General features: G+C 62.8%; 21 protein-coding genes. 12 read left to right on the forward strand and 9 right to left on the reverse strand.

Annotated features, from left to right (window positions below; translation table 11 throughout):
* The first annotated feature begins 16 nt into the window (after positions 1-16).
* The 9 genes from HUV48_RS02375 to lexA all read left to right on the forward strand — a co-directional run bounded on the left by HUV48_RS02375 (position 17) and on the right by lexA (position 9,353).
* Positions 17-1,957, forward strand: a complete 1,941-nt coding sequence (locus HUV48_RS02375; RefSeq protein ID WP_176266158.1) for a peptidylprolyl isomerase — start codon at positions 17-19, stop codon at positions 1,955-1,957.
* A 9-nt stretch (positions 1,958-1,966) separates the two neighbouring features.
* Positions 1,967-3,496 carry an anthranilate synthase component I family protein gene (locus tag HUV48_RS02380; protein ID WP_176266159.1) on the forward strand — a complete coding sequence of 510 codons (1,530 nt, stop codon included), beginning with the start codon at positions 1,967-1,969 and terminating at the stop codon, positions 3,494-3,496.
* Positions 3,493-4,350 (forward strand): phosphodiester glycosidase family protein, encoded by an 858-nt coding sequence (locus tag HUV48_RS02385; RefSeq protein WP_176266160.1) that lies wholly within the window; start codon positions 3,493-3,495, stop codon positions 4,348-4,350. Before HUV48_RS02380 ends, HUV48_RS02385 begins: the two co-directional genes overlap by 4 nt.
* Complete coding sequence (locus HUV48_RS02390; RefSeq protein ID WP_176266161.1) at positions 4,347-4,943, forward strand: anthranilate synthase component II; 597 nt, start codon at positions 4,347-4,349, stop codon at positions 4,941-4,943. The genes HUV48_RS02385 and HUV48_RS02390 overlap by 4 nt, the downstream gene beginning before the upstream one ends.
* Complete coding sequence (trpD, locus tag HUV48_RS02395; protein ID WP_176266162.1) at positions 4,940-5,932, forward strand: anthranilate phosphoribosyltransferase; 993 nt, start codon at positions 4,940-4,942, stop codon at positions 5,930-5,932. The genes HUV48_RS02390 and trpD overlap by 4 nt, the downstream gene beginning before the upstream one ends.
* Positions 5,929-6,717, forward strand: a complete 789-nt coding sequence (gene trpC, locus HUV48_RS02400) for an indole-3-glycerol phosphate synthase TrpC (protein WP_176266163.1) — start codon at positions 5,929-5,931, stop codon at positions 6,715-6,717. Before trpD ends, trpC begins: the two co-directional genes overlap by 4 nt.
* Positions 6,718-6,879: 162 nt before the next feature.
* The gene (gene moaC / locus HUV48_RS02405; protein WP_176266164.1) at positions 6,880-7,353 is read left to right on the forward strand and encodes a cyclic pyranopterin monophosphate synthase MoaC; all 474 of its coding nucleotides are present in this window, start codon (positions 6,880-6,882) and stop codon (positions 7,351-7,353) included.
* Complete coding sequence (locus HUV48_RS02410; RefSeq protein ID WP_176266165.1) at positions 7,350-8,558, forward strand: molybdopterin molybdotransferase MoeA; 1,209 nt, start codon at positions 7,350-7,352, stop codon at positions 8,556-8,558. The genes moaC and HUV48_RS02410 overlap by 4 nt, the downstream gene beginning before the upstream one ends.
* A 105-nt stretch (positions 8,559-8,663) precedes the next feature.
* Positions 8,664-9,353, forward strand: coding sequence for a transcriptional repressor LexA (gene lexA / locus HUV48_RS02415; protein ID WP_176266166.1), 690 nt, complete (start codon positions 8,664-8,666; stop codon positions 9,351-9,353).
* 185 nt (positions 9,354-9,538) lie between these two features.
* Here lexA and HUV48_RS02420 read toward each other — a convergent pair whose 3' ends face one another.
* Positions 9,539-11,566, reverse strand: coding sequence for a ComEC/Rec2 family competence protein (locus HUV48_RS02420; RefSeq protein WP_225871482.1), 2,028 nt, complete (start codon positions 11,564-11,566; stop codon positions 9,539-9,541).
* Between the two features lie 17 nt (positions 11,567-11,583).
* Here HUV48_RS02420 and gltX point away from each other — a divergent pair, with 17 nt between their 5' ends.
* Together gltX and HUV48_RS02430 are read left to right on the forward strand one after the other, a co-directional pair.
* The gene (gltX, locus tag HUV48_RS02425) at positions 11,584-13,023 is read left to right on the forward strand and encodes a glutamate--tRNA ligase (RefSeq protein ID WP_176266167.1); all 1,440 of its coding nucleotides are present in this window, start codon (positions 11,584-11,586) and stop codon (positions 13,021-13,023) included.
* A gap of 20 nt (positions 13,024-13,043) precedes the next feature.
* On the forward strand, positions 13,044-14,330 hold the full coding sequence (locus HUV48_RS02430) for a citrate synthase (RefSeq protein ID WP_176266168.1): 1,287 nt from the start codon (positions 13,044-13,046) through the stop codon (positions 14,328-14,330).
* A gap of 64 nt (positions 14,331-14,394) precedes the next feature.
* Here the strand turns inward: HUV48_RS02430 and HUV48_RS02435 are convergent, their stop codons facing one another.
* From HUV48_RS02435 to HUV48_RS02450, 4 genes are read right to left on the reverse strand one after another with little or no spacing between them, the layout of a single operon-like run.
* Positions 14,395-15,780, reverse strand: coding sequence for a sensor histidine kinase (locus HUV48_RS02435; protein WP_176266169.1), 1,386 nt, complete (start codon positions 15,778-15,780; stop codon positions 14,395-14,397).
* Positions 15,780-16,733, reverse strand: a complete 954-nt coding sequence (locus HUV48_RS02440; protein WP_176266170.1) for a hypothetical protein — start codon at positions 16,731-16,733, stop codon at positions 15,780-15,782. The genes HUV48_RS02435 and HUV48_RS02440 overlap by 1 nt, the downstream gene beginning before the upstream one ends.
* Positions 16,734-16,743: 10 nt before the next feature.
* Entirely contained in the window at positions 16,744-17,952 is a 1,209-nt protein-coding gene (locus HUV48_RS02445; RefSeq protein WP_176266171.1) for a hypothetical protein, read from the reverse strand.
* Positions 17,953-18,011: 59 nt separating this feature from the next.
* A complete protein-coding gene (locus HUV48_RS02450; RefSeq protein WP_176266172.1) occupies positions 18,012-18,317 on the reverse strand; it encodes an Hpt domain-containing protein in 306 nt (101 codons plus the stop codon).
* A gap of 101 nt (positions 18,318-18,418) precedes the next feature.
* On the opposite strand from HUV48_RS02450, the gene HUV48_RS02455 reads away from it, so the two are divergent.
* Positions 18,419-21,049: a coiled-coil domain-containing protein gene (locus tag HUV48_RS02455; RefSeq protein ID WP_176266173.1), complete on the forward strand. Its 2,631-nt coding sequence runs from the start codon at positions 18,419-18,421 to the stop codon at positions 21,047-21,049.
* Between the two features lie 11 nt (positions 21,050-21,060).
* Here the strand turns inward: HUV48_RS02455 and HUV48_RS02460 are convergent, their stop codons facing one another.
* Genes HUV48_RS02460 through HUV48_RS02475 form a run of 4 tightly spaced genes read right to left on the reverse strand, consistent with a single transcriptional unit; the run spans position 21,061 to position 24,547 of the window.
* A complete protein-coding gene (locus tag HUV48_RS02460) occupies positions 21,061-21,345 on the reverse strand; it encodes a DUF1467 family protein (protein WP_176266174.1) in 285 nt (94 codons plus the stop codon).
* A 12-nt stretch (positions 21,346-21,357) separates the two neighbouring features.
* Positions 21,358-23,013, reverse strand: coding sequence for a ribonuclease J (locus tag HUV48_RS02465; RefSeq protein WP_176266175.1), 1,656 nt, complete (start codon positions 23,011-23,013; stop codon positions 21,358-21,360).
* Positions 23,010-23,804 (reverse strand): type III pantothenate kinase, encoded by a 795-nt coding sequence (locus HUV48_RS02470; protein ID WP_176266176.1) that lies wholly within the window; start codon positions 23,802-23,804, stop codon positions 23,010-23,012. Before HUV48_RS02470 ends, HUV48_RS02465 begins: the two co-directional genes overlap by 4 nt.
* Positions 23,805-23,815: 11 nt before the next feature.
* Positions 23,816-24,547 carry a biotin--[acetyl-CoA-carboxylase] ligase gene (locus HUV48_RS02475; RefSeq protein ID WP_176266177.1) on the reverse strand — a complete coding sequence of 244 codons (732 nt, stop codon included), beginning with the start codon at positions 24,545-24,547 and terminating at the stop codon, positions 23,816-23,818.
* Position 24,548: the final 1 nt, after the last annotated feature.

Below are 24,548 nucleotides of genomic sequence, written 5' to 3' on the forward strand. Positions count from 1 at the left end.
GAACGACGACGAAGACATGATTTCATTTTTCCAGAAGTTTTTTCAGTCCAAGATCGGGCTGGCGATAACTTTCGCATTCCTCGCTCTCATCGCGTTCGCCTTCGCCAGCATGGACGTGGCGAATACGGCAACCTTCGGCGGCATCGCCGGCGGCGACCGGGTTGCCGTGGTCGGCGACGAACGTATCTCGACGTCAGAACTCTCGCGCGCCACGACCAACGCGGTCGACCAGGTGCGGCAGGAAAACCCGACAATCACGATCCCGGAATTCGTGCAAGGTGGCGGTTTGACCCAGGTTCTCGACCGGCTGATCGACCGGGCGGCGATTGCAGGCTTTGCAGAAGACATCGGCCTTCGCGCCGGCAACAACCTCGTGAATAGCGAGATCCGCACGATCCCCGCCTTCCGAGGTGCGGACGGCAATTTCAGCGACGACGTCTACCGGCAGGCACTTCAGTCCATCGGCGTGTCCGATGCGGACGTGCGCGAGGATCTCGGCGCAGGACTGCTCGCGCAGCAAGTGCTTCAGCCGACAAGCTTCGGTGCGGTAATGCCGCGCGGGATCGCGCGCGAATATGCCCAGCTTTTCCGCGAGCGCCGACAGGGTAGTATCGCTCTGCTGCCAAGCACGATCTACGCGCCTGAAGACGCTCCGACCCAGAAGCAGCTGTCGACCTATTATCAGGAAAACCGCGGCAGATACGTACGTCCCGAGCGGCGCATCATTCGCTACGCTACCTTCGGAGCGGACGCGCTCGAAGGACGGATCGAACCGACCGAAGCCGAAATTGCCCGGTATTACGAAGAAAATTCGGGCGAATACGCCGCAAGCGAAGAGCGCCGTTATACCCAGGTGATCGCCTCGACGCAGGCGCAGGCTCAGGCGATCGCTCAGGCCGTGCGCGGCGGGCAATCGATCGAGGCAGCGGCGCAAGCTGCTGGCTTCAGGGCAGTTCCGCTCGGTCCCAATACGAAGAGCGCGGTCGCTCAGGAAAGTTCGAGCGCTGTCGCCAACGCCTACTTCGCGGCGAACGAAGGGGCGGTTACCGCTCCTGCGCGTAGCGGGCTTGGCTGGCATGTCGCACGGATCGAAGAAGTGACCCGCCGGGCCGGTCGTCCGCTCGCTGACGTGCGCGGCGAGGTTGCTGACGCTGTGCGCCAGCGCAAGCTGCGGACCGGTCTTGCCAATCTGGGCACACAGGTGGAAGAGCAGCTCGACGAGGGACGGTCGCTTGCACAGGTCGCGCGCGACATCGGCGCGACCGTGAACACGACGCAGCCAGTCACTGCCGATGGTTCCATTTACGGCGCCGACGACGGCGCGCAGATCGACGAAACTCTGACCCCTGCGCTCGCGACCGCCTTCCAGATGGAGGAAAGCGAGCCACAGATCGCGGAAATCCGGCCGGGCGAGGAATATCTCGTGTTCGAGGTGTCGCGCATCACGGATAGCGCGGCCGCTCCCCTTTCCGAGATTTCTGAGCAGGTGACGGCCGACTGGCGGATCGCCCGCGGTCTTGCCGCAGCCCGCGAGGCAGCCGGACGGGTCATCGCGCGGCTCCAGCAGGGAAGCAGTATGGCAGAGGCGCTGGCCGCCGAAGAACCGAACCTTCCCCCGGTACAGAATATCGACCTGACCCGCGAACAACTGGCCCAGCTTCGCGAGCAGCGCGTGCCTCCGCCGCTGGCGCTCATGTTCAGCATGGCGCAGGGAACCGCGAAGCGGCTCGAGGCTGCTGGCCGGCAGGGCTTCTACGTCGTCGATCTCGAATCGATCGAGGCGGGCGAGCTCGAAGACGGCAGTCCGCTTATCGCTCAGGCTCAGCAGCAGCTGGGTGCGACGGTCGTCCAGGAATATCAGCAGCAGCTGCAGGATGCGATGCGCCGCGAACAGGGCGTCGAGCGTAACGACAACGCGATAGCGGCCGTCCGGCGCCAGCTTCTCGGCGATAATTGACCGTTAGGAATGGCGTTGGCGGAAACGCTCAAGGGCGCTGACGTTGCGGCGAGCTTGCTGAAGGCAAGCAAACCGGCGCTCGTGTGGCGGCACCTCGTTGCCGACCGCCTGACCCCGGTCGGTGCGGCGGTCGCGCTAATCGAGGCAGAGCGCGGCGACTTCCTGCTCGAATCGGTCGAGGGCGGCGAGGTGCGCGGACGTTACAGCCTGCTTGGGCTTGATCCCGATCTCGTCTTCCGCAGCAGGTCCGACAAGGCCGACATCAACCGTTCATGGCAGCGGGACCGCGAGGCATTCGCCCCCGCCAAGGGCAATGCGCTCGCAGCGCTGAGGGCTCTGCGGCAGGAATGCCTGGTCGACACGCCTGACGCACTGCCCCCGGCCCTCGCCTGTCTGGTCGGCTATTTCGGCTATGAGACGATTGGGCTGGTCGAAAGCATCGACTTCTCGAGCGCAAACCCGCTCGATCTGCCCGATATGCTGTTCGTGCGTCCGACCGTGCTTATGGTGTTCGACCGACTGACCGATGCCGTCTTCTGCATCGCGCCGATCTGGCCCGAAGCGAACCACTCGGCAGAGCAGGCGGCCCGCCTGATAGAGCGCGCCGGCGAGGCGATCGACGAGCAACTGCGCCGATTGCGGCGCGCCGATGCCGTACCCGAGCGCAGCGATCCCGGGCCGGCGCCCAATCAGACCGCGGTCATGCCGCCGGACCGCTACCGCGACATGGTGCTGCGCGCGAAGGAATACATTGCGGCGGGCGACATCTTCCAGGTGGTCCTGGCGCAGCGCTTCACCGCCCCCTTCGCGCTTCCCCCCATCGCGCTCTACCGGGCTCTGAGGCGGATTAACCCCTCGCCATTCCTGTTCTTTCTCGACTTTCCCGGCTTCGCGATCGTCGGATCGAGCCCGGAAATTCTCGTCCGCGTAAGGAACGGCGAGGTTACCGTCCGGCCGATCGCGGGAACGCGCCCACGCGGGCCTAACGAAGCGGCGGACCGCGCTGCCGAGCGCGACCTTCTGGCCGATCCAAAGGAACGCGCCGAACATCTCATGCTGCTCGATCTCGGGCGCAACGACGTGGGACGCGTCGCCACGCGCGGCAGCGTGGCCGTTACCGACAGCTACATGGTCGAACGCTACAGTCACGTGATGCACATCGTCAGCAACGTCGTCGGGACCTTGAGCGAGGACAAGGATGCGCTCGACGCGCTGTTCGCCGGCTTTCCAGCGGGCACGGTCAGCGGCGCGCCGAAGATCCGCGCATGCCAGATCGTCGCCGAACTGGAGACCGAGCGACGCGGTCCCTACGCGGGCGGCGTCGGCTATTTCGCACCCGACGGATCGGTCGACAGCTGCATCGTTCTCCGCACGGCGGTCGTAAAAGACGGTGAAATGCACGTTCATGCCGGCGCCGGGATTGTCGCCGATAGCGAGCCCGATTATGAGCAGCGCGAATGCGAAGCGAAAGCGAGTGCGCTGTTCGCCGCTGCCCGAGAGGCGCAGCGCATCGCTCTCGAACCGGAGTTCGGACAATGAAACGGGTTTTTTCCGCAGCCGTGCTGGTGCCGCTCGCCGTGCTGACAAGCGCGTGCGACGAGCAGCCTGAAGGCGAGCCGGTAGTAAGGACCGAGATCCGCGATACCGCGGGCGGCGCGGCGGGCGCTTCGCCCTCGCCTGCGTCTTCGGACAGCCGGGCGCAAATGGAATCTTCCTGCCGACCCGTTATTTTCGAAGACGAACCCTTCGTCCACTGCGTCGCCGTTCCCTCCCGCCACCATATCGTGACGGCGCTGGCGGACGGCGAAGGCACGCCGTTCCGCTCGCTCGCCGCATACGCCTCCGCCCGCTCCGCCGAAGCCGCACCGATTGCCTTTGCCATGAACGGCGGAATGTACAACGATGCGGGGCAGCCGGTCGGCTATTTCGTGGAAGGCTCGGACCGCAAGGTGGAGCTCAACCGGAACGGGGGGCCGGGCAATTTTCACATGCAGCCGAACGGGGTCTTCTTCGGCAGCGGTGATACGTGGGAGGTCCGGTCGACCGAGGATTTCCTCGCCAACGTCACCGAGCGGCCCGAATTCGGAACGCAGTCCGGCCCGATGCTGGTCATCGGCGGCAAATTGCATCCCGACATTTCCAACAACGGCGAATCGCAGCTCATCAGGAACGCGGTCGGCGTGGACGAGAAGGGCCGCGCGCATTTCGTCATCAGCAACGGCCCGGTAAGCTTCGGCAAGCTTGCGCGGCTTTACCGCGACGAGTTGAACGTACCCAACGCGCTTTACCTCGACGGCAATGTCTCGGCGCTGTGGAACCCGGCGGGCGGAAGGCTCGACAGCGGCGCACCGATCGGCCCGATGATCGTGGTGGAGAAGAAACCCGCGTCATGATCCTCGTCGTCGACAATTACGACAGCTTCACCTTCAACCTGGTCCATTACCTCATGGAACTGGGCGCGAACGTGCGCGTGGAACGCAACGACGCGCTTTCGGCGAACGAGGCTGTGGCGCTGAAACCGGACGGCATCCTTATCTCGCCCGGTCCTTGCACACCCGACGATGCAGGGATCAGCCTCGACCTTGTCGCCGCCTGCGCGGACGCGGAAATGCCTCTGCTCGGCGTCTGCCTCGGGCACCAGGCGATCGGGCAGCATTTCGGCGGAAAGGTCGTGCGAGGCGGACTTATGCACGGCAAGGTCTCGCCGATCGAACATGATGGCAGCGGCGTGTTTGCAGGGCTTCCTTCCCCCTACGAAGCGACCCGCTACCACTCGCTGATCGTGAAGCATGTGCCGGACGCGCTCCATGTCAATGCGACCAGCGCCACTCCGGGCCGCGACGGAACCTGCGTGATGGGTTTTCGCCACGACAGCCTGCCCATCCACGGCGTGCAGTTCCATCCGGAGAGCATCGCCACGAGCCACGGGCACGACCTCCTCGCCAATTTCCTCCGCATCTGCGGTCAGGAACCGCGCGGGCGATGAGCGTTCTACCCGATCCCGCGACCAAGCTTACCGAAGAGGAAGCGGAACAGGCCTTCGCGGCCATCCTCGACGGCGAAACGAGCGAGGAAGAGATCGCGGACTTCCTGATCGCCTTATCCGACCGCGGGGAAGGCGCAGCGGAAATTACCGGCGCGGCGCGTGCGCTTCGCGAGCGGCTCATTCCGATCGACGCGCCCGACGGCGCGATCGATGTCTGCGGCACGGGCGGCGACGGTCACCATACGCTGAACGTCTCGACCGCCGTCAGCCTCGTCGTCGCGGCCTGCGGCGTACCGGTGGCGAAGCATGGTAACCGCGCGGCATCCTCGAAGAGCGGAGCCGCAGACACGCTCGAAGCGCTCGGGCTCGACATGGCGGCGGCGGGGCGCACGGCTGAAAAGACGCTGGCCGAGATCGGCATCTGCTTTCTGTTCGCGGCAAACCACCATCCGGCGATGGGCCGTATCCAGCCCATCCGCAAACGCATTGGCCGGCGTACCATCTTCAACCTCATGGGCCCGCTGTCCAATCCGGCGCGGGTGACGCGGCAACTGATCGGGATCGCGCGCCCGGCCTACGTCCCGATCTACGCCGATGCGAAGGCGCGGCTCGGGACGGAGTACGCTTGGATCGTCTCGGGCGACGAAGGCCTCGACGAGCTCAGTCTCGCAGGCGGAAACGAGGTTGCCGAGGTCGAGGGTGGCGGCTTCACCATGCGGCGGCTTTCCGCCGACGAACTCGGCCTCCCCCAAGCGCCGGTCGAGGCTATCCGCGGCGGCGATGCGGCACATAACGCGAAGGCGCTTCAGGCGCTGCTCGGCGGAATGCCCGGACCTTATCGCGACGCCGTTGTTTTCAATGCCGGCGCATCGCTCAAGGTAGCCGGCAAGGGCGGCGACTGGACGGAAAGGCGCGCGATGGCGGAAGAAGGGCTCGATAGCGGGGCGGCGAGGGCGCTGCTCGAACGCTGGATCGAACTGGCGCAATGAACAAGCTGGACGAAATCTGTGCTGCGAAGCGCGAAGAGGTTGCCAAGCGCAAGGCGAAGAACTCGCTTTCGTCGCTGGAAGCGCTCGCCAGCGAGCAATCCCGGCCGCGTGGCTTTCGCGACGCGCTTTCGAAAAAAGCGCAGTCCGGCTTCGCGCTAATCGCGGAAATCAAGAAAGCATCACCGTCCAAGGGTCTGATCCGAGAGAACTTTTCGCCGGAGCTCCACGCCCGGGAATATGAAGAGGGCGGCGCAGCCTGCCTCTCGGTCCTGACCGACGCGCCCTATTTTCAAGGACACGAGGATTATCTCATCGCAGCCCGTAATTCCTGCGACCTTCCGGTTCTGCGCAAGGATTTCATGGTCGATCCGTGGCAGGTTGCCGAAAGCCGCGCCAATGGCGCCGATGCGATCCTCATCATCATGGCCGCCCTGTCGGACGCCCAGGCGAGCGAGATCGAACTAGCGGCCCTGTCGCAGGGCATGGACGTGCTGGTTGAAGTCCACGATGAGGCCGAGCTGGAGCGCGCCGCGATGCTCGTCTCGCGGTTGATTGGCGTCAACAACCGGGACCTGCGGACGTTCGAAACCGATCTGGCAACGACCGAACGGCTCGTGCCCCTCGCCCCTGATGGCTCGCTGCTGGTGGGCGAAAGCGGCATTGCCAGCCACTCCGATTGCGCGCGATTGGCGACGAGCGGCGTGCGCTGTTTTCTCGTCGGCGAAAGCCTGATGCGCGCGGATGACGTCACGGCGGCCACGCGCGCTTTGCTTACCGGAGCGTAGGACACTGTCCTACGGGGTGAAGCTGTGGCAGGTTGACGCCATGAACTACGCTATCACTTCCTCGATATCGCCCGCGTTTTCGCGCTCTCGCTTCGCTATGAAACAGCGCGAAAGTTTAGCCTCATACCATGTTCCATGTGTTCCATCCTGTAGGGTTCTGCGATGAGCGACCTCACACACTTGGACGACGCCGGCAACGCGCGCATGGTCGATGTCGGAAGGAAGTCCGAAGCGAAGCGTTCGGCTACGGCGAAGGGGCGTATCCGCATGTCTGCCGAAGCGCTGGCGGCCGCGCGGGACGGCACGGCGGCGAAAGGCGACGTGCTGGCGGCGGCTCGGATTGCCGGGATCATGGCAGCCAAGCGGACAAGCGAATTGATCCCGCTATGTCATCCCCTCGCGCTGACGAAGGTCGAGGTCGGCTTCGCATTCGAGGATGAAGGGATCGCTGTAACGGCCACGGCTGCGCTCACCGGGAAGACGGGCGTCGAGATGGAAGCGCTTACTGGCGTCACGGTAGCATTGCTGACTTTATACGATATGCTCAAAGCCGTCGATAAGGGAATGATTGTCGAGGATATTCGCTTGATCGAGAAGCGTGGCGGCAAGTCGGGCGATTGGAAAGCCGAACTATGACGGGCGGGCTCCTGTCGTACGAAGATGCCGTCGAGGCACTCTTGGCTATGGCGAAGCGCCTGCCTGCCGAGAACGTACCCTTGGATGACGCGGCAGGACGGTTTCTGCTTGAACCGCTTACGGCGAGAAGAACGCAGCCCGCGACCGATGTGTCGGCCATGGACGGCTATGCGGTGGCCGACCCTTCGTGCTCCAGTTGGCAGGTCGTGGGAGAGTCGCGCGCTGGCCGCAGCTTCACCGGCCGGTTGAGCGGAAGCGAGGCGACGCGTATTTCGACCGGCGCGGCTCTGCCAGACGGGGCGACCGCAGTGATCCTGCAGGAGAACATTGCGAGAGACGGGAAAACGATCGCACTCACGGAAGAAAGCGGCGGTGAGGCGGAAGGTCAGCACATACGCCGCCGGGGCCAAGATTTCGCTGAGGGAGACGTTCTCGTCGAGGCGGGTGAACGTGTAACTGCTCGGACAATCGGCTTGGCGGCTTCCGCGGGGCATTCGCGGCTCGCTGTCGCCCTACGTCCGCGTGTAGCAATCCTGCAGTCGGGTAGCGAACTGAGCGCCGATTTCGAAAACTGTCCCGACGATCGCCTGCCTGCCTCGAACGGCCCGATGCTGGCCGAACTCGCTCGCAGCGCCGGTGCGGATGTATCGCTGCTTCCCGTCGTTCCGGATAACGAGACAGCTATCGGCGGCGCGCTGTCCTCGGCAGCCGAAGACCACGACGTTCTCGTCACCATCGGCGGCGCATCGGTCGGCGACCACGACCTGATCCAGCCCGCGTTGCGCCCCCTTGGTGCCGACATTCAATTCTGGAAGGTCGCGATCAAACCGGGGAAGCCGCTGTTCGCGGCGCGGCTCAACAATTGCACTATCCTTGGCCTGCCCGGAAATCCGGCCTCAGCTTTCGTAACCGCGTGCCTGTTTCTCGAACCGATGCTGCGGAGCATGACAGGGTGCGTCCGCCCCCTGCCCCGCTTCGTGACGCTTCCCCTCGCTGCGGCGATCACGCAGGGCGGTACGCGGCGGGAGTTCCTGCGCGCTCGCCTGACCAATTATGGGGTGATGCCCATTGGCGGTCAGGACAGCAGCCTTCTTGCGGCCCTCGCCCACGCGGATTGCCTGATCGAAAGGCCTGCGCACGCCGAGCCGGCCAAAGCCGGGAAGCTGGCGCAATGCCTTCTCCTCGGAACTGGCGGAACTGCTTGACTTGCTCAAAATGGTTTCCTAATTGTTCTTCATTCGTTCACGCAATGGTTAAGATTAACTGTTGCAACCGCGGAAACTATTCAGGCGATTGGGAGCCACGATACAATGCTGACGGCAAAACAGCACGAACTGCTTCGCTTCATACAGTCCCGTCTCGAAAGCACGGGTATCTCTCCGTCGTTCGAAGAAATGAAGGAAGCGCTCGATCTCAAGAGCAAGTCCGGCGTCCACCGCTTGATTTCGGCGCTGGAAGAGCGCGGTTTCATCCGCCGTTTGCCTAATCGCGCGCGCGCTCTGGAAGTGCTCAAGCAACCTGACAGCGCGGTGGCCTCGGGCAAGCCTGCCGCTCCTGCGAATGATACGATCGTACCGTTGGTGAAGCCGGCGGCGCAAGTTGCCGAACCTGCTAACGACGTGATTGATGTACCCCTGCATGGCCGCATTGCTGCAGGCGCTCCGATCGAGGCGATCGAGGATCACACCAGCCTCCCCGTCCCCGCAGCGCTTCTCGGACCGGGCGAACATTATGCGCTCGAGGTATCGGGCGATTCCATGATCGAGGCCGGTATTTTCGACGGCGATTATGCGCTGATCAAGCGGACGGACACGGCCCGCGACGGGGAAATCGTAGTCGCGCTCGTCAACAACGAGGAAGCGACTCTCAAATATTTACGGCGCGATTCCGGACGGATCAGGCTCGACCCGGCCAATGCGAGTTACGAACCGCAGATCTATAGTCAGGATCAGGTTCAGGTTCAGGGCAAGCTGGCCGGTTTGCTGCGCCGCTATCACTAAGCGCGATCAGCGGCGGTGCTCTTTACTCGGTGGGCGCCACCATCCGTGCGAACCTTGGCTATCCGCGACGGATTTGATCGACGGTTCTGAGAGGTCGATCGCGAGACCGCCGGATCGTTCGAGAAAGCCCCGATCGGCTTTGAGCCAGAGCGGAGAACAACTACGCGGAAGATAGCGCGGCGCGATCACGATGTCGACTGCGCGCATGCCGCAGCCAAGGCGCGTTCGCTGACCAGATTGTCGCTGCGGGCCAGTAACAGGTGCCAGTCGCGTCCTCCCCGCCGCAGCGCAATCGTGCAGAAGTCGTCGTTGCAGCGTGCGTCTGGCCAGTCGGCCAGTGCGATCGGCTCTCCTTCCATTCCGGCAAGCTCGAGCAGATTGTCGCGGGCGTAAGAACTGCGGCTGTCGCGAAGTAAGAGCAGCCGCTGATCCTCGCCGGCGATGCCGACATGCCTTCCGTCGCGGTCGATTAGGACGTCGGGCGTGCTGGTGCCGGCAAACAGTAGCGCTCCGAGGGCCGCAGGAACGAAGCCGTACAGCCGCGCTTTCCCGCGCCACAAAGCAACCCAAAGCGCGCCGCTGACGAACAGCATCACTGTTGCCATGGTCATCTGCGGGACAAGCTTCACCGCGCCAGGCTGGGCCGAAACGAAGCGCGCTATCCCGATAAGGAGGTCGAGCGACTTTCCCGCTAACCACCAAACCGGTCCACCGAGGCCGACACAGTCAAGCAGCAGTGCGATGGCGATCAGCGGCATCGAGACGAAGGTCGTCAGCGGAATGGCGAAGACGTTGGCAAACGCGCCGTAAAACCCGGCTCGGTGGAAGTGGAACAGGACGATGGGCATCAAGGCAATCTCGATCACCAGTCCCGTTGCGAACAGCATCGCGACGCGGCGGGCGAGCCACCGCGGGCCGCTCTCTTCGCGCGGTGCGAGAAACGCGCGGACCGGGGCGCAGCCGTGCAACGCCACGATCGCGATGACGGCCGAGAAGCTCATTTGGAAGCTTGGCGTCACGAGCGTCTCAGGCCATGCGACCATCACGCAGAGCGCGGCGACGGCGACCATGCGAAGGGAAAGCGGCTCGCGTCCCAGCGCGAGCGCGATCAGGACCAGCAATGCTCCGATGCAGCTTCGGACGGTCGGGACCTCGGCACCGGTCAGAAGGGTGTACCCGATACCGGCAAGCGCTGCTGCTCCCGCTGCAGCAAGCGGCAGCCTTATACGCAGCGCCAGCCACGGCGAGAGCGCGAGCAGCTTCATCACGAGGAAGTAGGCAGCAGCAATGATCGCGCTTACGTGCAGGCCGCTGATCGACAGAAGGTGGGTCAGCCCGGCATCGCGCATCGCCTCTTCGTCCGCCTGCGAGATCGCCCCGCGGTCCCCGCTCGCAAAAGCGGCGGCAATGCTGCCTGCGCTACCGTCGAGCTTGCTGCGGACATGGTCTGAAAGGTAGCGTTGCAGCGCCGGTATGGTGTCGCTGGCATGGGCCGGTGCAACGATTTCGATATCGCCGATCAGCGTGCCGGTCGCAGCGAGACCGTCGAACCAGGCGACACGTGCAAAGTCGTAGGCACCGGGTAGCATCGGGGCCGCCGGCGGCATGAGGCGGGTGCGCAACCGTATCCGGGCCCCCTCGTTGAGTCTCTCGCGATCGTCTGCGATCGGCACGTTGACCCTCACTTTGATAGCGCTTGCCGTAGCGGCGTCGCGCGCTGCCAGTACGAGCCGGATGCGCTCTTCTGCGGGTCGCTCTTCACGTTCGAGAATGCGCGCATCGAGCCATTCTACCCGCGGGTACTCGACCGGCTCGGTTCCAACGGTTTCGGACCGTGTCCAGATCGTGAGCATACCGGCACCCGCCATCGCATTCATGCTGAGGACCGCGACGAGCAGCGACGCGCGTTCGACTACGCCGCGCCAAAGGGCGAGTGCGCCGACGCCCATGAAAGCGAGGGTACCGAGCACCGCGACCCACTGCCAGGGGTCCGCGAGCAGGAACCAGAGCCCTATACCCGATGCGAAGGCAGCGGCAAGCCACGGCCCCTTGTCCAGTCCCGCCGCCCCCAGAAATGCCTCGCCAGCCCCCACCACGCTGGACAAAGCGCCGCGTCCGCGCCAAGTGCGCAGCCGTACATCCTCGCTGCCGAATTCGGTTTCCGGCGCAGGAAAATCGAAGGTTGCGTGAACGCCCATTGCGCGTGCGATCATGAAGGAAAGAGGTTAAGATGGCTTCCACCGGGACAAACGTCGTGACGCGTTTCGCCCCCTCGCCCACCGGCTATCTCCACATCGGCGGAGCGCGCACGGCCCTGTTCAATTGGTTGTTCGCGCGGCACCACGGCGGCAAGGCCCTGTTGCGGATCGAAGATACGGACAAGAAGCGCTCGACCGACGATGCGATCGAAGCGATTTTCGATGGTTTGCAGTGGCTTGGACTCGACTACGACGAAGAGCCTGTATTCCAGTCGGCACGGGCTGATCGTCATGCGGAAGTGGCGGCAAAGCTGCTCGAGGCCGGCCACGCGTACAAATGTTACGCGTCTCCCGAAGAACTCGAGACGATGCGGGCGGAGCAGCGAGCGAACAAGCAGCCGATGCGCTATGACGGCAGATGGCGCAATCGCGATCCCGAAGATGCTCCGGCAGGCGCACCTTTCGTGATCAGACTCAAGACCCCGGAAGATGGCGAGACGGTCATCGATGACGCCGTGCAGAGCCGGGTTACGGTGCGGAACGAGGAAATCGACGACTATGTCCTGCTGCGCGCGGATGGTTCGCCGACCTATATGCTGGCCGTTGTGGTCGACGATCATGATATGGGCGTCACTCATATCATCCGCGGGGACGACCATCTAAACAACGCCTTCCGGCAGCTTCCAATCATCCGCGCCATGGATGCGATCGAAGGCGGATGGCCGGACCCGGTCTATGCGCACGTCCCTCTCATTCATGGAAGCGACGGTGCGAAGCTTTCCAAGCGCCACGGCGCGCTCGGCGCGGAAACCTACCGCGACGAATTCGGCATTCTGCCCGAAGCGCTGTTCAACTATCTTCTTCGCCTTGGCTGGGGTCATGGTGATCGGGAGGAGATCAGCCGCAAGGAAGCGATCGAACTGTTCGACCTTTCGGGCGTCGGCAAGAGCCCTTCGCGTTTCGATCTGAAGAAACTCGAAAACCTCAACGGGCATTATCTGCGCGAAGCGGACGATGCGCGACTAGCCAGTCTGGTCATCAGACGGATCGAAGGTGCTAGCGGCGACCAATCCGAGGCTTTGCTAACCAAAGCGATGCCGGAGCTGAAAACCCGCGCAAAGAACCTCGACGAACTGGCTGAAAGTGCTGGTTTTCTTTTTGCGAAGCGCCCGCTGGTTATGACCGAGAAAGCGGAGAAGCTGCTCGACAACGAGGGGCGTTTGCGGTTGCGGTATATCGCTGACGCACTTGCGAAGGAAAATGACTGGACAACCAGTACACTCGAAGTCACTACGAAGGGGCTGGCCGAGTCCATGGAACTCGGGCTCGGAAAGCTCGCGCAGCCGATGCGCGCAGCTTTGACCGGGACGACCACCTCGCCCGGGATTTTCGAAGTGCTGACCCTTCTAGGCAAGGACGAAGCGCTGGCGCGGATTGAGGCGCAGGCCGCCCCGACCGCTCATACGAATTGAATACGACAGGAGATACCGCCTTGGCCGATACGGAAGCGAAACTGGAACTGGGCAGCGACAGGCACGAGTTTCCCGTGCTCAAGGGCAGCTGCGGGCCCGACGTCGTCGACATTCGCAAGCTATACAGCAAGACCGGGAAGTTCACGTTCGACCCGGGTTACAAGTCGACCGCGAGCTGCGAAAGCGCCCTCACCTTCATCGACGGCGACGAAGGCGTTCTGCTGCACCGCGGCTATCCCATCGGTCAGCTTGCCGAGCATTCGAGCTTCATGGAAGTCGCATACCTGCTGCTGAACGGCGAACTTCCGAGTGCGGACGAACTCGACGACTTCGACAACACGATCACGCGCCATACGATGCTGCACGATCAGATGCGGCAGTTCTACCAGGGGTTCCGCCGCGACGCGCATCCCATGGCTATCATGTGCGGCGTGGTCGGTGCGCTCAGCGCGTTCTACCACGACAGCACTGACATCTCCGATCCGGAACATCGGAAAATCTCCAGCCACCGGATGATCGCGAAAATGCCGACCATCGCGGCCATGGCCTACAAGTACTCAGTCGGACAGCCGTTCCTCTATCCGGACAACTCGCTCAGCTATACCGGCAACTTCCTGCGCATGACCTTCGGCGTTCCGGCTGAGGAATACGAGGTCATCCCAGAAGTCGAAAGCGCGATGGACAAGATCTTCATCCTGCACGCCGACCATGAGCAAAACGCGTCGACATCGACCGTGCGCCTCGCCGGCTCTTCGGGCGCAAACCCGTTTGCTTGCATCTCCGCCGGCATTGCCTGCCTGTGGGGCCCGGCGCATGGCGGCGCAAACGAAGCGGCGCTTAACATGCTGCGCGAGATCGGCACGCCCGACAAGATCCCGCATTATATCGAGCGGGCGAAGGATAAGAACGACCCGTTTCGTCTGATGGGCTTCGGTCACCGCGTCTACAAGAACTACGATCCGCGCGCCACTGTCATGCAGAAGACGGTGCGCGAAGTGTTCGAAGCGCTGAACGTGAAAGACCCGGTGTTCGAAACCGCGCTACAACTCGAGGAAATCGCACTGAACGACGATTACTTCAAAGAGAAGAAGCTGTTCCCCAACGTCGATTTCTATTCGGGCATTATCCTTTCGGCCATCGGTTTTCCGACAACCATGTTCACGGCCTTGTTTGCGTTGGCCCGTACGGTTGGCTGGGTCGCGCAGTGGAACGAGATGATCTCCGATCCAGGTCAGGTCATCGGACGGCCGCGGCAGCTTTATACCGGGCCGACGCAGCGCGACTATGTGCCCGTCGACAAGCGCTAAGGTAAAAGTACTGATATGAAGGAAGCGGGCAGGTCTTACCTGTCCGCTTTTTTCATGGGAGCGGCTAGGTTACCGGCACGGACAGGGTGAAGCGGGCCCCCTGCCCCGGAGCGCTTTCCACGGTCAGGTCCCCGCCCATCACCCGCGCAATCTTGCGCGAGATGTAAAGGCCGAGGCCGCTGCCCCCGTCGCCGCTTCGGCCCAGGCGTTCGAATTTCTCGAAAACTTTGTCTTGTTCTTCATCGTTCAGCCCTGCCCCCTGATCGGCAACCGTGACGCGGGCGTAACCTTCTTCCCGGTCAAGGCAAAGCCAGACTTCCGATCCTTCCGGCGAATAGCGCACTGCGTTGCCGAGCAGGTTCAAAAGTATCTGCAGAACACGCCTGAACTCGCCCGTCGCAGGCTCGGTCTCGCCTTTTTGGGGAACAACGATATTGATACCTCGCTCGCGGGCGCGCACGCTCAAAATACCGGCGGCTCGCCGCGCGATCTCGGCAAGATCGACGGCTTCGGGTGTAGTCGTGAAATCCTCCGCTTCGACAACTTCGAGATCGCCGAGATCGTCGATCAAGGCGAGAAGGTGCTGTCCGGCAGAGGCGATGTCTCTGGCGTAGTCGCTATATTCATCCGCGATCGGCCCGGCGAGCCGCGTACGGATCGTCTCGGCATTGGCGATGATGCGCGTGATCGGCTGTCGAAGCACCGGTGCGAGGTCACGGCCGATCGAGGCGGGCGGTTCGTTTGCGCGAGATGCGTTTTCGATCGTAACCGCTTCCTGCAGTACGGTTTCCGCGCTCAAGTACAGAATATAGCCGCTCGGCCGCGTTGTGCCTGCACCCAGCGGTTCAAGCCGCACGCGCCAATTGCGTTCCGAACCCGGCAAGCGGCAGGTCGAGCCGTCAAGCAAGCGCCAGTGCGGCGCATTCCCCGTGACCTTTCCGTCGATCTCGGCGAATTCCAGCCAGCTTAGTCCTATCCCGGCAGTCATTTCGTGAACCGCCTGCTCAAGATCCGGCGCGTCTGCTTCGACCGAAAGCAGCCGCTGATCTTCGTCGAGCCGGGCCGTGAACTCAGCTAAGAGGCGGTCGATTTCGCTGCGTTTGCGCGCAGTCGCAACTTCGTCCTCGCGCGGCGCAGGTGTGCTTTGCCAGCTGAGTACGCGGATGAGGCAGTGCGAGAGAGCGCCGTCTGCTTCGTCGAACTGCGGCTCGACATCGACCCATGCCTTTACTGCATTGTCGCCGTCGATCGCATGGACCTGCCGCGAAAGGCGAAACCCGAAGCGCGTGACCTTGCGCACGAGTTCCAGAAGTTCGGGAATAGCAAGCGGTCCCGGCATCTCGCCGCCGCAGCGTCGCTGCAGCCCGGCAAGCGGTTCGCTTGCTTCGAACAGCACGCCGTCCCTATCGCAGCGCGCCTGCGCGAGGGGTGCCTGAAGTGTTTCCAGCATTAAGACAGCCCGCCTGACGATTGCTGCAGCATGGCGCGCGCCGCTTCCGGCTGAAGCGTCTCCGGAATGACCGGAGGGAGAAGATCGGGGTGCAGGCGCAGGCACTGCCGCTCGATCGTTTCGGCTGAAAGTCCTGCGGCGCACAGCGCGACGGCGAAACGAGCGGTCTGGCCTGCCGTAAGCGCGAATGTCGCCAGGTCACGGTAAATACCGGCGTACCGGGCCAAGCCGGAAACAAACAGAGCGATGCCCACATGTTCGACGGTAAGAACATGCTCAGCGTTTTCTCCGGCTGCTTCGATGAGACGAGAAAGGAGGACGGCGCGGGTCTGCCCTTCATTGTACCGTCGGCGAAGGTTTTGATGGCCGGGGGCGAAACCCGAGACATCGTTGATCGCGGACCAGTGCTGCCATCCGCGAACGACATCGAACAGGAGCTCGCCCGGCAACTCTTCGGCTCGCAGTTCCATTCGCTTCTGGGCTTGTACGAAGCGGGCCTGCGCTGCGAGTGCCTGCATCGCCAAGGACGCCTGCTCACTGCCGGCGATGGCGTTCTGCATGAACGGGGAAAGCACTGGATCGAGAGCGGCCTGCCGCTCCATCCGCTGCGCGATCTGGCTTTCGAGAGCCAGCGCGTGACAATGCGAAAGAAGGGCAGGACTTTGTAGTAGGTAGTCGGCTAGCCCGAGGACGCGCGGATCGGCGACATCCCTGCGCGGCGTATTCGTGCCCGTGTCTGACGTCAGCGCGATGAGGCTTCCGGCGAGGCTGGTCACCAGCCCCCGGACCCGCGCCAGCATCTCATCGCTGAACAATCCGTCGTCGCGTGCGCTCAGCAGCTGCGCCAATACCGGACCCGCGTTGGCGAGCGCCGCGTCCGCCTCGCGCAGAGCAAAGCGCAGCAAGTCGCCGTGCTGTTCGCGGACTTCGGTAGTGCTCGTGCGCTGGGCCATCACGGCAGCTTTAGCCGCGTGTGGTTAATGCGCCGTTATCTGCGGCCATCCTTTGCTGGAGAACACAATCGAGAAGAATGACGACGACCAGGATCATCGCAGCCGTGCCAAGTTCGCCGGCGAAGGCGCACAGCGCGAGGGCAAGGCAGATCAGGGGGCGGTCGCGCAGGAACGCAGTGCGCTTTGCAGCGCGCCGACCGGGCCGAACGGCTAGCGAAAGGATTAGCGCCGCGGCGAGGAAACCACTGGTAGTCAGCGTCAGTTCGTCTGACCCGAAGGCAATGATCAGAGCGATGACTGCATCGCGGCTCCAACGAAGCGCTAATTGCGTTTTCGCCGGACCATTGCTTTTCAATGCGAAGGCGTTGGCTAGCCGGCCGAGCACGCCGTGCGCCGCAACTGCGGCTGAACCGAGCGCGGCACTCAGCAGGGCGACCGAACTGTAGCCCAAATGAAGCGCAATAAGCGCTGCTCCAAGACTGCCTAGCGCTACGCCTAGAGACGAGCGTAGCGACGCTCTCGTGCCGTGTGCCGTGCCGAAATGCAGAGCAAGCCGCTCCGACAGTCCATGAAGCGGGCGGGCAAAACCAGACGGATGCGCGAGAGCTGTCAGCCACCGCTCGCCATGTTCGCGGATTTGCATTTCCCCGAGAGTGCGCGTCAGGAAAAGATGCGGCGCGTCCTCTTCCAGAACCGGCTTGATGCGCACATGGCGCTGCAGTCCGATCCGAAGAAGCGCGGACACGATGTCGACATCTTCAGGTAATCGCGCCAGTTCTTCAGCGCATCTTCCGGGTAGAAGCATTGTGCCGGCCCATCTGCGTTCGGCGTCGATCCGCTCCATCGCCTGCCACTGTTCGTCTTCCGCATCGCGCGCGTAGATGACCGGGCGTTCCGCGTACACGGTCTGCGACGCATTAGGTGACGGCAGCAGACCTTCTTCGACAATGAGGATTTCATCGTCAGCGGTCACCTCGCGCCGCAGGTCGCTCGCAGATGCTGTGACGACTAGCGGCACACTGGCATCGCGGCAGAACTGCCGCAAGCCGTCCAGTTCCGTGCCTACCTCTGCCGTAAGGCTCACAATCTTGGCGCAGCCGAGCTGGCAGCACATCAACGCTTGCAAGGTTATGACGTCGGCGCTGCCGACCTTGCGGAAGGCCGGTCGCGCCTCGTCATGCGGCGGCTTCGACATGGCGCTGAGTACTGCGATCCGCATGACCGCAATATCTGCAACGGCGGGTTCACGTTGTCAAAAGAACGGGCTGCCGAGGCAGCTTAGTGTGACGCAGTGATCTCGTTCAGGAAGGTCTCGATCTTGCGCATGACCACTGGCTCTCCAGGTGCCGATTCAGTTGCCTCTTCAGCCAGCACAACAAGTTCCTCAGCGTGAAAGCTTGCCGCGATTGCCCGCAGGCGCAGCGCCGCCATCATCCAGTTCGCGTCGCAGCGGGATCGCCGCAGCAGATCGAGCTGGCGCGCGACGCTGTCGAAAAATGCTGCCTTCAGCTCCTGCTGCAAAGCGGCGTTGTCGCCGGCCGCTGCCGATAATGTCGCTTTGAGGGCGCTCGTTTCGTAAACCATGACAGCGGAAAACTAGCGCCACTACGGTTAAAGACCCTTTAACCCCCCGGCCAAAGTGATAGCGTAGTGAAATGCAAAGAGGAAAGCATATCCGGGCCGTCTTGCGAGACGAGTCCTCGACCGAAAAATCGAGCGAAACCGCTGCGCCGGATAGCGAAGCGCCGCTCGAACTCGAACGCGATCAGGCAATCGAGGAACCGGCCAGCGGTGACTTCATCGAAACCGAGCAGGTCTATGATGCTCCGGCAGAAGCGGAGGGCCGATCCTGGAAGCATCTGCCGGTTGTCGCGGCTGTCACTCTGGCGCTCGCGTGGACGGCCTTCTTCGCGTTTGCAAACCAGAACGCCATCCTGTTTGCCGGCGCATCCTCGCTGTCGACGCTGGTGAGCCTGTGGGCCGCACCGGTACTATTGATCGCGGTGGTGTATCTCATTGCAATGCGGTCCAGCACGCGCGAAGCGGGGCGGTTCGGCGATGCGGCCAACCTGCTCGCTTCGGAAAGCGCAGCACTCGAAGAACGGCTTCTGACAATCAACCGCGAGCTGAGCCTTGCACGCGAATTTCTTGCAACGCAGTCGCGAGAGCTCGAATTTCTCGGACGCGGCGCGTCGGAAAAGATTTCAGGGCATGCCAAGCGGCTCGAAGACCTGATCGGCGACAACGTAAAGCAGCTTGAAACGGTATCTGAGGTCAGCGACGCGGCGGTGCGAAACATGGACAAGCTGCGCAGCGACTTGCCCGTCATCGCTAATTCGGCACGCGACGTGTCCAACCAGATCGGCGGCGCCGGCCGCGGTGCCCAGACGCAGGTCGAACTGCTCATCAGCGGCTTCGAACGGCTGAACAAGTTCGGGCTCGCTAGCGAACGGCAGGTAACCGCGCTTGAAACCAAGGTGCGCGAAGCCCTGTCCGGCATTCGCGAGCAATCGGATCAGCTCGGCGCACTGGCGGAGAACCGCTTCGATGCGCTGCGCGGTACGATCGATGGCTTCCGCGCGGACCTCGACAGCAGCGAGATCGAAGCGCTTACCGGAATTCGGCAGCGGGCCGAAAAGATGAACGAGGAACTCGAAGCGCTGCGTGCAGAAGCGGCTGCCGCTGAAGGTAAAGGCCTGTCCGCACTGGTACAACGGATCGAACGGGTCCGCGACAGTGCGCGTGAGACCTCGGACCTCATCGTTGCCAACGAGAAGAGCGCCCTTGAAAACTGGTCCGCCCGGCTCGAGGAAATCAGCGACCAGGTTGGCAAGACAGGCGAACGCTTCGATGCGCTGGATGCGAAGGCGAACGAGAATGCACAGCGCCGGGCTGCTGCGATCGACGGTCTGCTTCGCCGGATCGACGAGGATGCAGGTGCGCGTGCGGAGGCGTTCGACGAAACGCTTGCCGGCCGTAAGCAAAGCCTCATCGACTTCGGCAAGGATGCCGGGGAGGCTCTGTCAGCGCATCTGATCGAGTTTGACGACGCCCTTACCGGACGCCGCGAACAACACGAACAATCGACCAGCGCCTTGGCGGCCGATCTCGACAACCTTGCTCAGCGGGTGGACCAGATCGGAGAGCGGATCGAAGGTCTCGCCGCGCTCGGCAAGGACGCGCAGGCCAACTTGGCTGAAGACCTTTCGGCACTCGGCGAGAACTTCGAGAAGAGCCGCGCACTGGTCACGGATACCGAAGGCGCGATTGAATCCGTCACGAACTCAAGCGTCCGCCTGTTGGAACTTATCCAGGCCAGCGCGAAGCACGGCCGTGAAGTCCTGCCGGCGTCACTGCGGGAAACCGAAGCGCAGCTCGATGCTTATACTGCCCGGGCGGAAGCACTGCGCGATCTTCTCGCCAATGCCGAGACATCCTCGGCTGCTCTGTCGGAGCATCTTGATGGCGCGAACGAATATGGCACGAACGCTGCGCGGGCGATCGATGCGCTTGAAGAGAAACTAGCCGGGTTCGGCATCTCCGGCGACGAACGGATCGCGGCGCTGAAAGCCGAACTCGACGCGCTGGCTGACAAGGCACGCGCAACGGAAGCCGAAACCCGCGCCAGCCTGGAGCGGGCGTCCGAACAGCTTCGCGGCGCGCTTTCGGCGGCGGTCGAGGGTCTCGAAACAGGCGACGATACGCGGCTCGACGCCTTTGCCGAGGAAGTCGGCAAACGAAGCGCCGACAAGATCGACGAGGTGGTACGCAGCCAGACGCTCGCCTCGATCGGCGAACTCGAAAACTCGGCGCAAAAGGCTGCGGATCGTGGGCAAAAAGCCGCTTCGCTACTACGCGATCAGCTTGCCAGGATTAACGAGCTTACCGGCAATCTCGAAGCACGGATCGAAAAGCTGCAAGAGCAGTCCGAAGACCGGATTGACCACGACTTCTCACGCCGTGTGGCGGTCATCACCGAAAATTTGCACTCATCCGCAGTCGACATTTCCAAGGCTCTGTCTGAGGATGTCAGCGAAACGGCGTGGGCTGCCTATCTCCGCGGTGACCGGGGTATCTTCACGCGCAAGGCTGTGCGTCTCCTGGACCAGAGCGAAGCGCGCGAGATTGCGGAGATGTACGCGAACGACGGCGAATTCCGCGAAAATGTCAGCCGCTACATTCACGACTTCGAAGGTATGCTGCGCACGCTGCTGTCTACGCGCGACGGCAACGCCTTGAGCGTGACGGTTCTCAGCTCCGATATGGGCAAGCTGTATGTTGCGCTGGCTCAGGCTATCGAGCGTTTGCGGAGCTAGACGCGCGGTTTCTAGTCTTCGCGAAGCGAAGGCGGATCGCCGAAGATGTTGATGTCTTCGGCCTCGATCCATCCTTGATCATAATTCACCACGTATAGCGCAGTCACGGCTGCCGCCAGAACCGTGGCGCGAACGACGACCCTGCCGGGCCGGAAGTTTGCCGGGGCGCTGTCCGCCTGCCCCGGTATCTTCTCCTCGCCTACCTCTTCATGCGTCCGAATGCCGAAAGGCAGCATAAGAAAGGCGCAGGCGATCCACATTAGCAGGTAGATCGCGAGAATGGAGGTCCATTGCATAGGCTGGGCAGGTCAGGCGCGCGGCCGCGCCATCATGACTTTGACCTGCGGCTTCTTGCCCGACCAGCGAACTGCCGCCCGGCGAGCCGCAAGCCGTGCCGCTTCATGAATGGCGGCCGGATCACGGCTGTCGGCACCTTTGAGGCGGGCAATGGCCGTCCTTACGTCAGCCTCCGCCTCTTGGACGAACTCGGTGTGATCCTCGTCAAGCGGCAGGCCGACCGCATCGATCATCGGATTGTTCGCTCCATCCAGCGCGACGATGACGAGGCCGCTATGGGCGAGCCTCCGCCGCATCGTGATCGCTTCGCCGTCAGCCGGAATGATGAGGTCGCCATCGAGGAGCAACCGCCCTGTTCCGATCTCGGCGAGCTTTTCCGGCTTTCCGGGCGCCAGGCGCACGATGTCGCCATTCTTCTGAACGACCGCGTGGCGAATGCCTTCCTCGATACCGAGGCGCGCCTGCTCCTGCATATGCCGCATTTCGCCATGTACCGGGACCAGAACTTCGGGCTGGAGCCATTCGTAAAGCGCCTGAAGTTCCGGCCTCCCCGGATGACCCGAAACGTGGATGAGGTTCTGCCGGTCCGTGACCATGACAATGCCGCGCTCGGCCAGAGCGTTCTGCATCTTGCCGATCGCGATCTCGTTGCCAGGTATTTGCCGGCTCGAGAACAGCACCACGTCGCCGGGCGCGAGTTCGAAGGGATGGTTGTCCTCCGCCATGCGCGACAGCGCAGCGCGTGGTTCGCCCTGCCCGCCCGTGGCGATGATGAGAACATCGCCGCGCGGCAGCCGCATCGCGGTGTCGAAGTCGATCGGCTGAGGGAAGTCTTCCAGATAGCCGTTGTCCTGCGACACCTCGAGAATGCGCTCTAGCGATCTGCCCGCAATGCATACCTGCCGCCCTGTCTCCCGCGCTACCGATCCCAGCGTATGCAACCGGGCGACGTTGGAAGCGAAAGTGGTGACGACGACGCGTTTGTCTGTGTGCTTGCCAACTTCGTCGAGAAGCCCGGTGTAAACGGCGCCTTCCGAACCGGAGGGCTGCGGATTGAACACGTTGGTGGAATCACAGACGAGCGCCAGCACGCCTTCATCGCCGATTTCGCGAAGCTCTTCCTCGGTCGTCGGTTCGCCGATGATCGGTTCTTCGTCCAGCTTCCAGTCACCAGTGTGAAAAATGCGGCCGTATGGTGTGCCGATCAGCAGAGCGTGGCCTTCCGCGATGGAGTGCGCAAGCGGAAGGTACTCGACTTCGAACGGCCCGATGGAGAACTGGCCGTGGTCGTGCGGTATGACGTGGAGTTCGACTTGATCCTGCAAACCAGCTTCGGCCAGCTTGCGGCGAACCAGATCGGCAGTGAACGGAGTGGCGTACATCGGCACTCCAAGTTCCTGCGCGAAATAGGGAACCGCGCCGATATGGTCCTCATGCGCGTGGGTGAGGACGATGCCGAGCAGGTCGCGCTGTCGCTCCTCGATGAAGGCGAGGTCGGCGAAGACCAGGTCGACACCCGGATACTCGTTCCCCGAGAAGGTCATGCCGAGGTCGACCATCAACCACTTGCCTTGGCAGCCGTAAAGGTTGACGTTCATTCCGATCTCGCCCGACCCGCCGAGCGCGCAGAACAACAGTTCCTGTTCGGGTTTGAAGTTCCGGTTCATCGAGCGATCCTGTCTGCGAGAATGGCGAGGCCGCGAATGGTAAGGTCGGCTTCTACCTCGTCGAAAATGTCGGTGTGACGGTCGAAAAGCACGGCCAAGCCGCCAGTCGCGATTACGCGCGTGGGCCTGCCGATTTCCGCGCGCATCTTGGCGATTAGCCCTTCCATCATCGCTACATAACCCCAGTACACGCCGATCAGCATCTGGTCTTCGGTATTCCGTCCGATGACGCTATCCGTGTCGGGCGCCCGGATGGCAATGCGGGGAAGCTTCGCGGTCCGTCCGACCAGTGCATCGAGCGAAAGGTTGATGCCCGGCGCGATGATCCCGCCCTTGTACGCACCGGTAAAATCGATCGCTTCGAACTTGGTGGCGGTGCCGAAATCGACCACTATGAGATCGCCCTCGTAAAGCGCGTGGGCTGCGATGCAGTTGAGCGCGCGGTCGGCGCCGAGCGAGCTCGGTTGCTCGACGTCGATGGAGAAGCCCCAGCCTGCTTCGCCCTGCCCCGCAAACAGCGGAGTAATGCCGAAGTACTTTTCAGCCAGAACGGTCAGGTTATGCTCGGCGCGCGGAACAACGGACCCGATCACGATCCGTGTGATGCTGTCTTTCGTGACGCCTTCCACAGAAAGCAGTTGCAGGAGCCAGACTGCATACTCGTCGCCCGTTCGGCGCGGGTCGGTTGCGATCCGCCAGCGCGCGCGCACCGGCCGCCGGTCGGCTCCACTTTCGTCATCGAACAGAGCGAAGACGACATTCGTATTTCCGACATCGGCGACCAGAAGCATGCGCGTTTCCTTTAAACCGGAGTAACGTCGCCGGCATAGACGCGGGTAAAGCTTCCGTCCGGCATGCGCAATCGCAGCGCCCCGTCATTTTCGAGCCCGGCGAAGTTTCCGGCCTGCCGCGAACCGTCCGGATTGCTGACGAGCAGCGGCGCGCCCGGTTCATGACTGCGCGTCTGCCATTCACGCATGACGGCTCGCGGATCGCTGCGCCACTCGGAAACACGCGGCGCAAAGTTCTGCGCTAATTTTTCGATGAACACCGATGCGTTGGGTTCTTCGAGTGTGCCGATCTCGCGTAGCGACACGGTTTTCCGTCCCGCGATCTGAGGAGCGTGCACGATGTTCACCCCGATCCCCGCGACGATAGTGTCGCCTTGCCGCTCGAGCAGGATACCTGCGACCTTGGCCCCCTCAAACAGGACATCGTTTGGCCATTTAAGGGACAGTCCAGACTTGTCGGCGATAAGATCTTGGAGCGTTTCGAAAACCGAGAGACTGACTGCGTAGGTCAGCGTTTGCGGGGGCGGATCGCTTGGGAGAACGCGGACTACGGTGCTGCAATAAAGGTTACCCTTTTCGCCTTCCCATTGCCGCCCCAGCCTGCCCCGTCCCGAGGACTGCCGCTCTGCGCGCAGCCAGAAGCCCTCGCCAACCTCTTCGCCGCGCGAGATCCTCGTCAGCAGGTCGGAATTGGTCGACCCCGTTTTGGCGAGGGTCTCGATGACGGGTTCGCCGTGAAGCAAG

It is taken from the genome of Qipengyuania atrilutea, assembly GCF_013370205.1.
GTDB lineage: Bacteria > Pseudomonadota > Alphaproteobacteria > Sphingomonadales > Sphingomonadaceae > Actirhodobacter > Actirhodobacter atriluteus.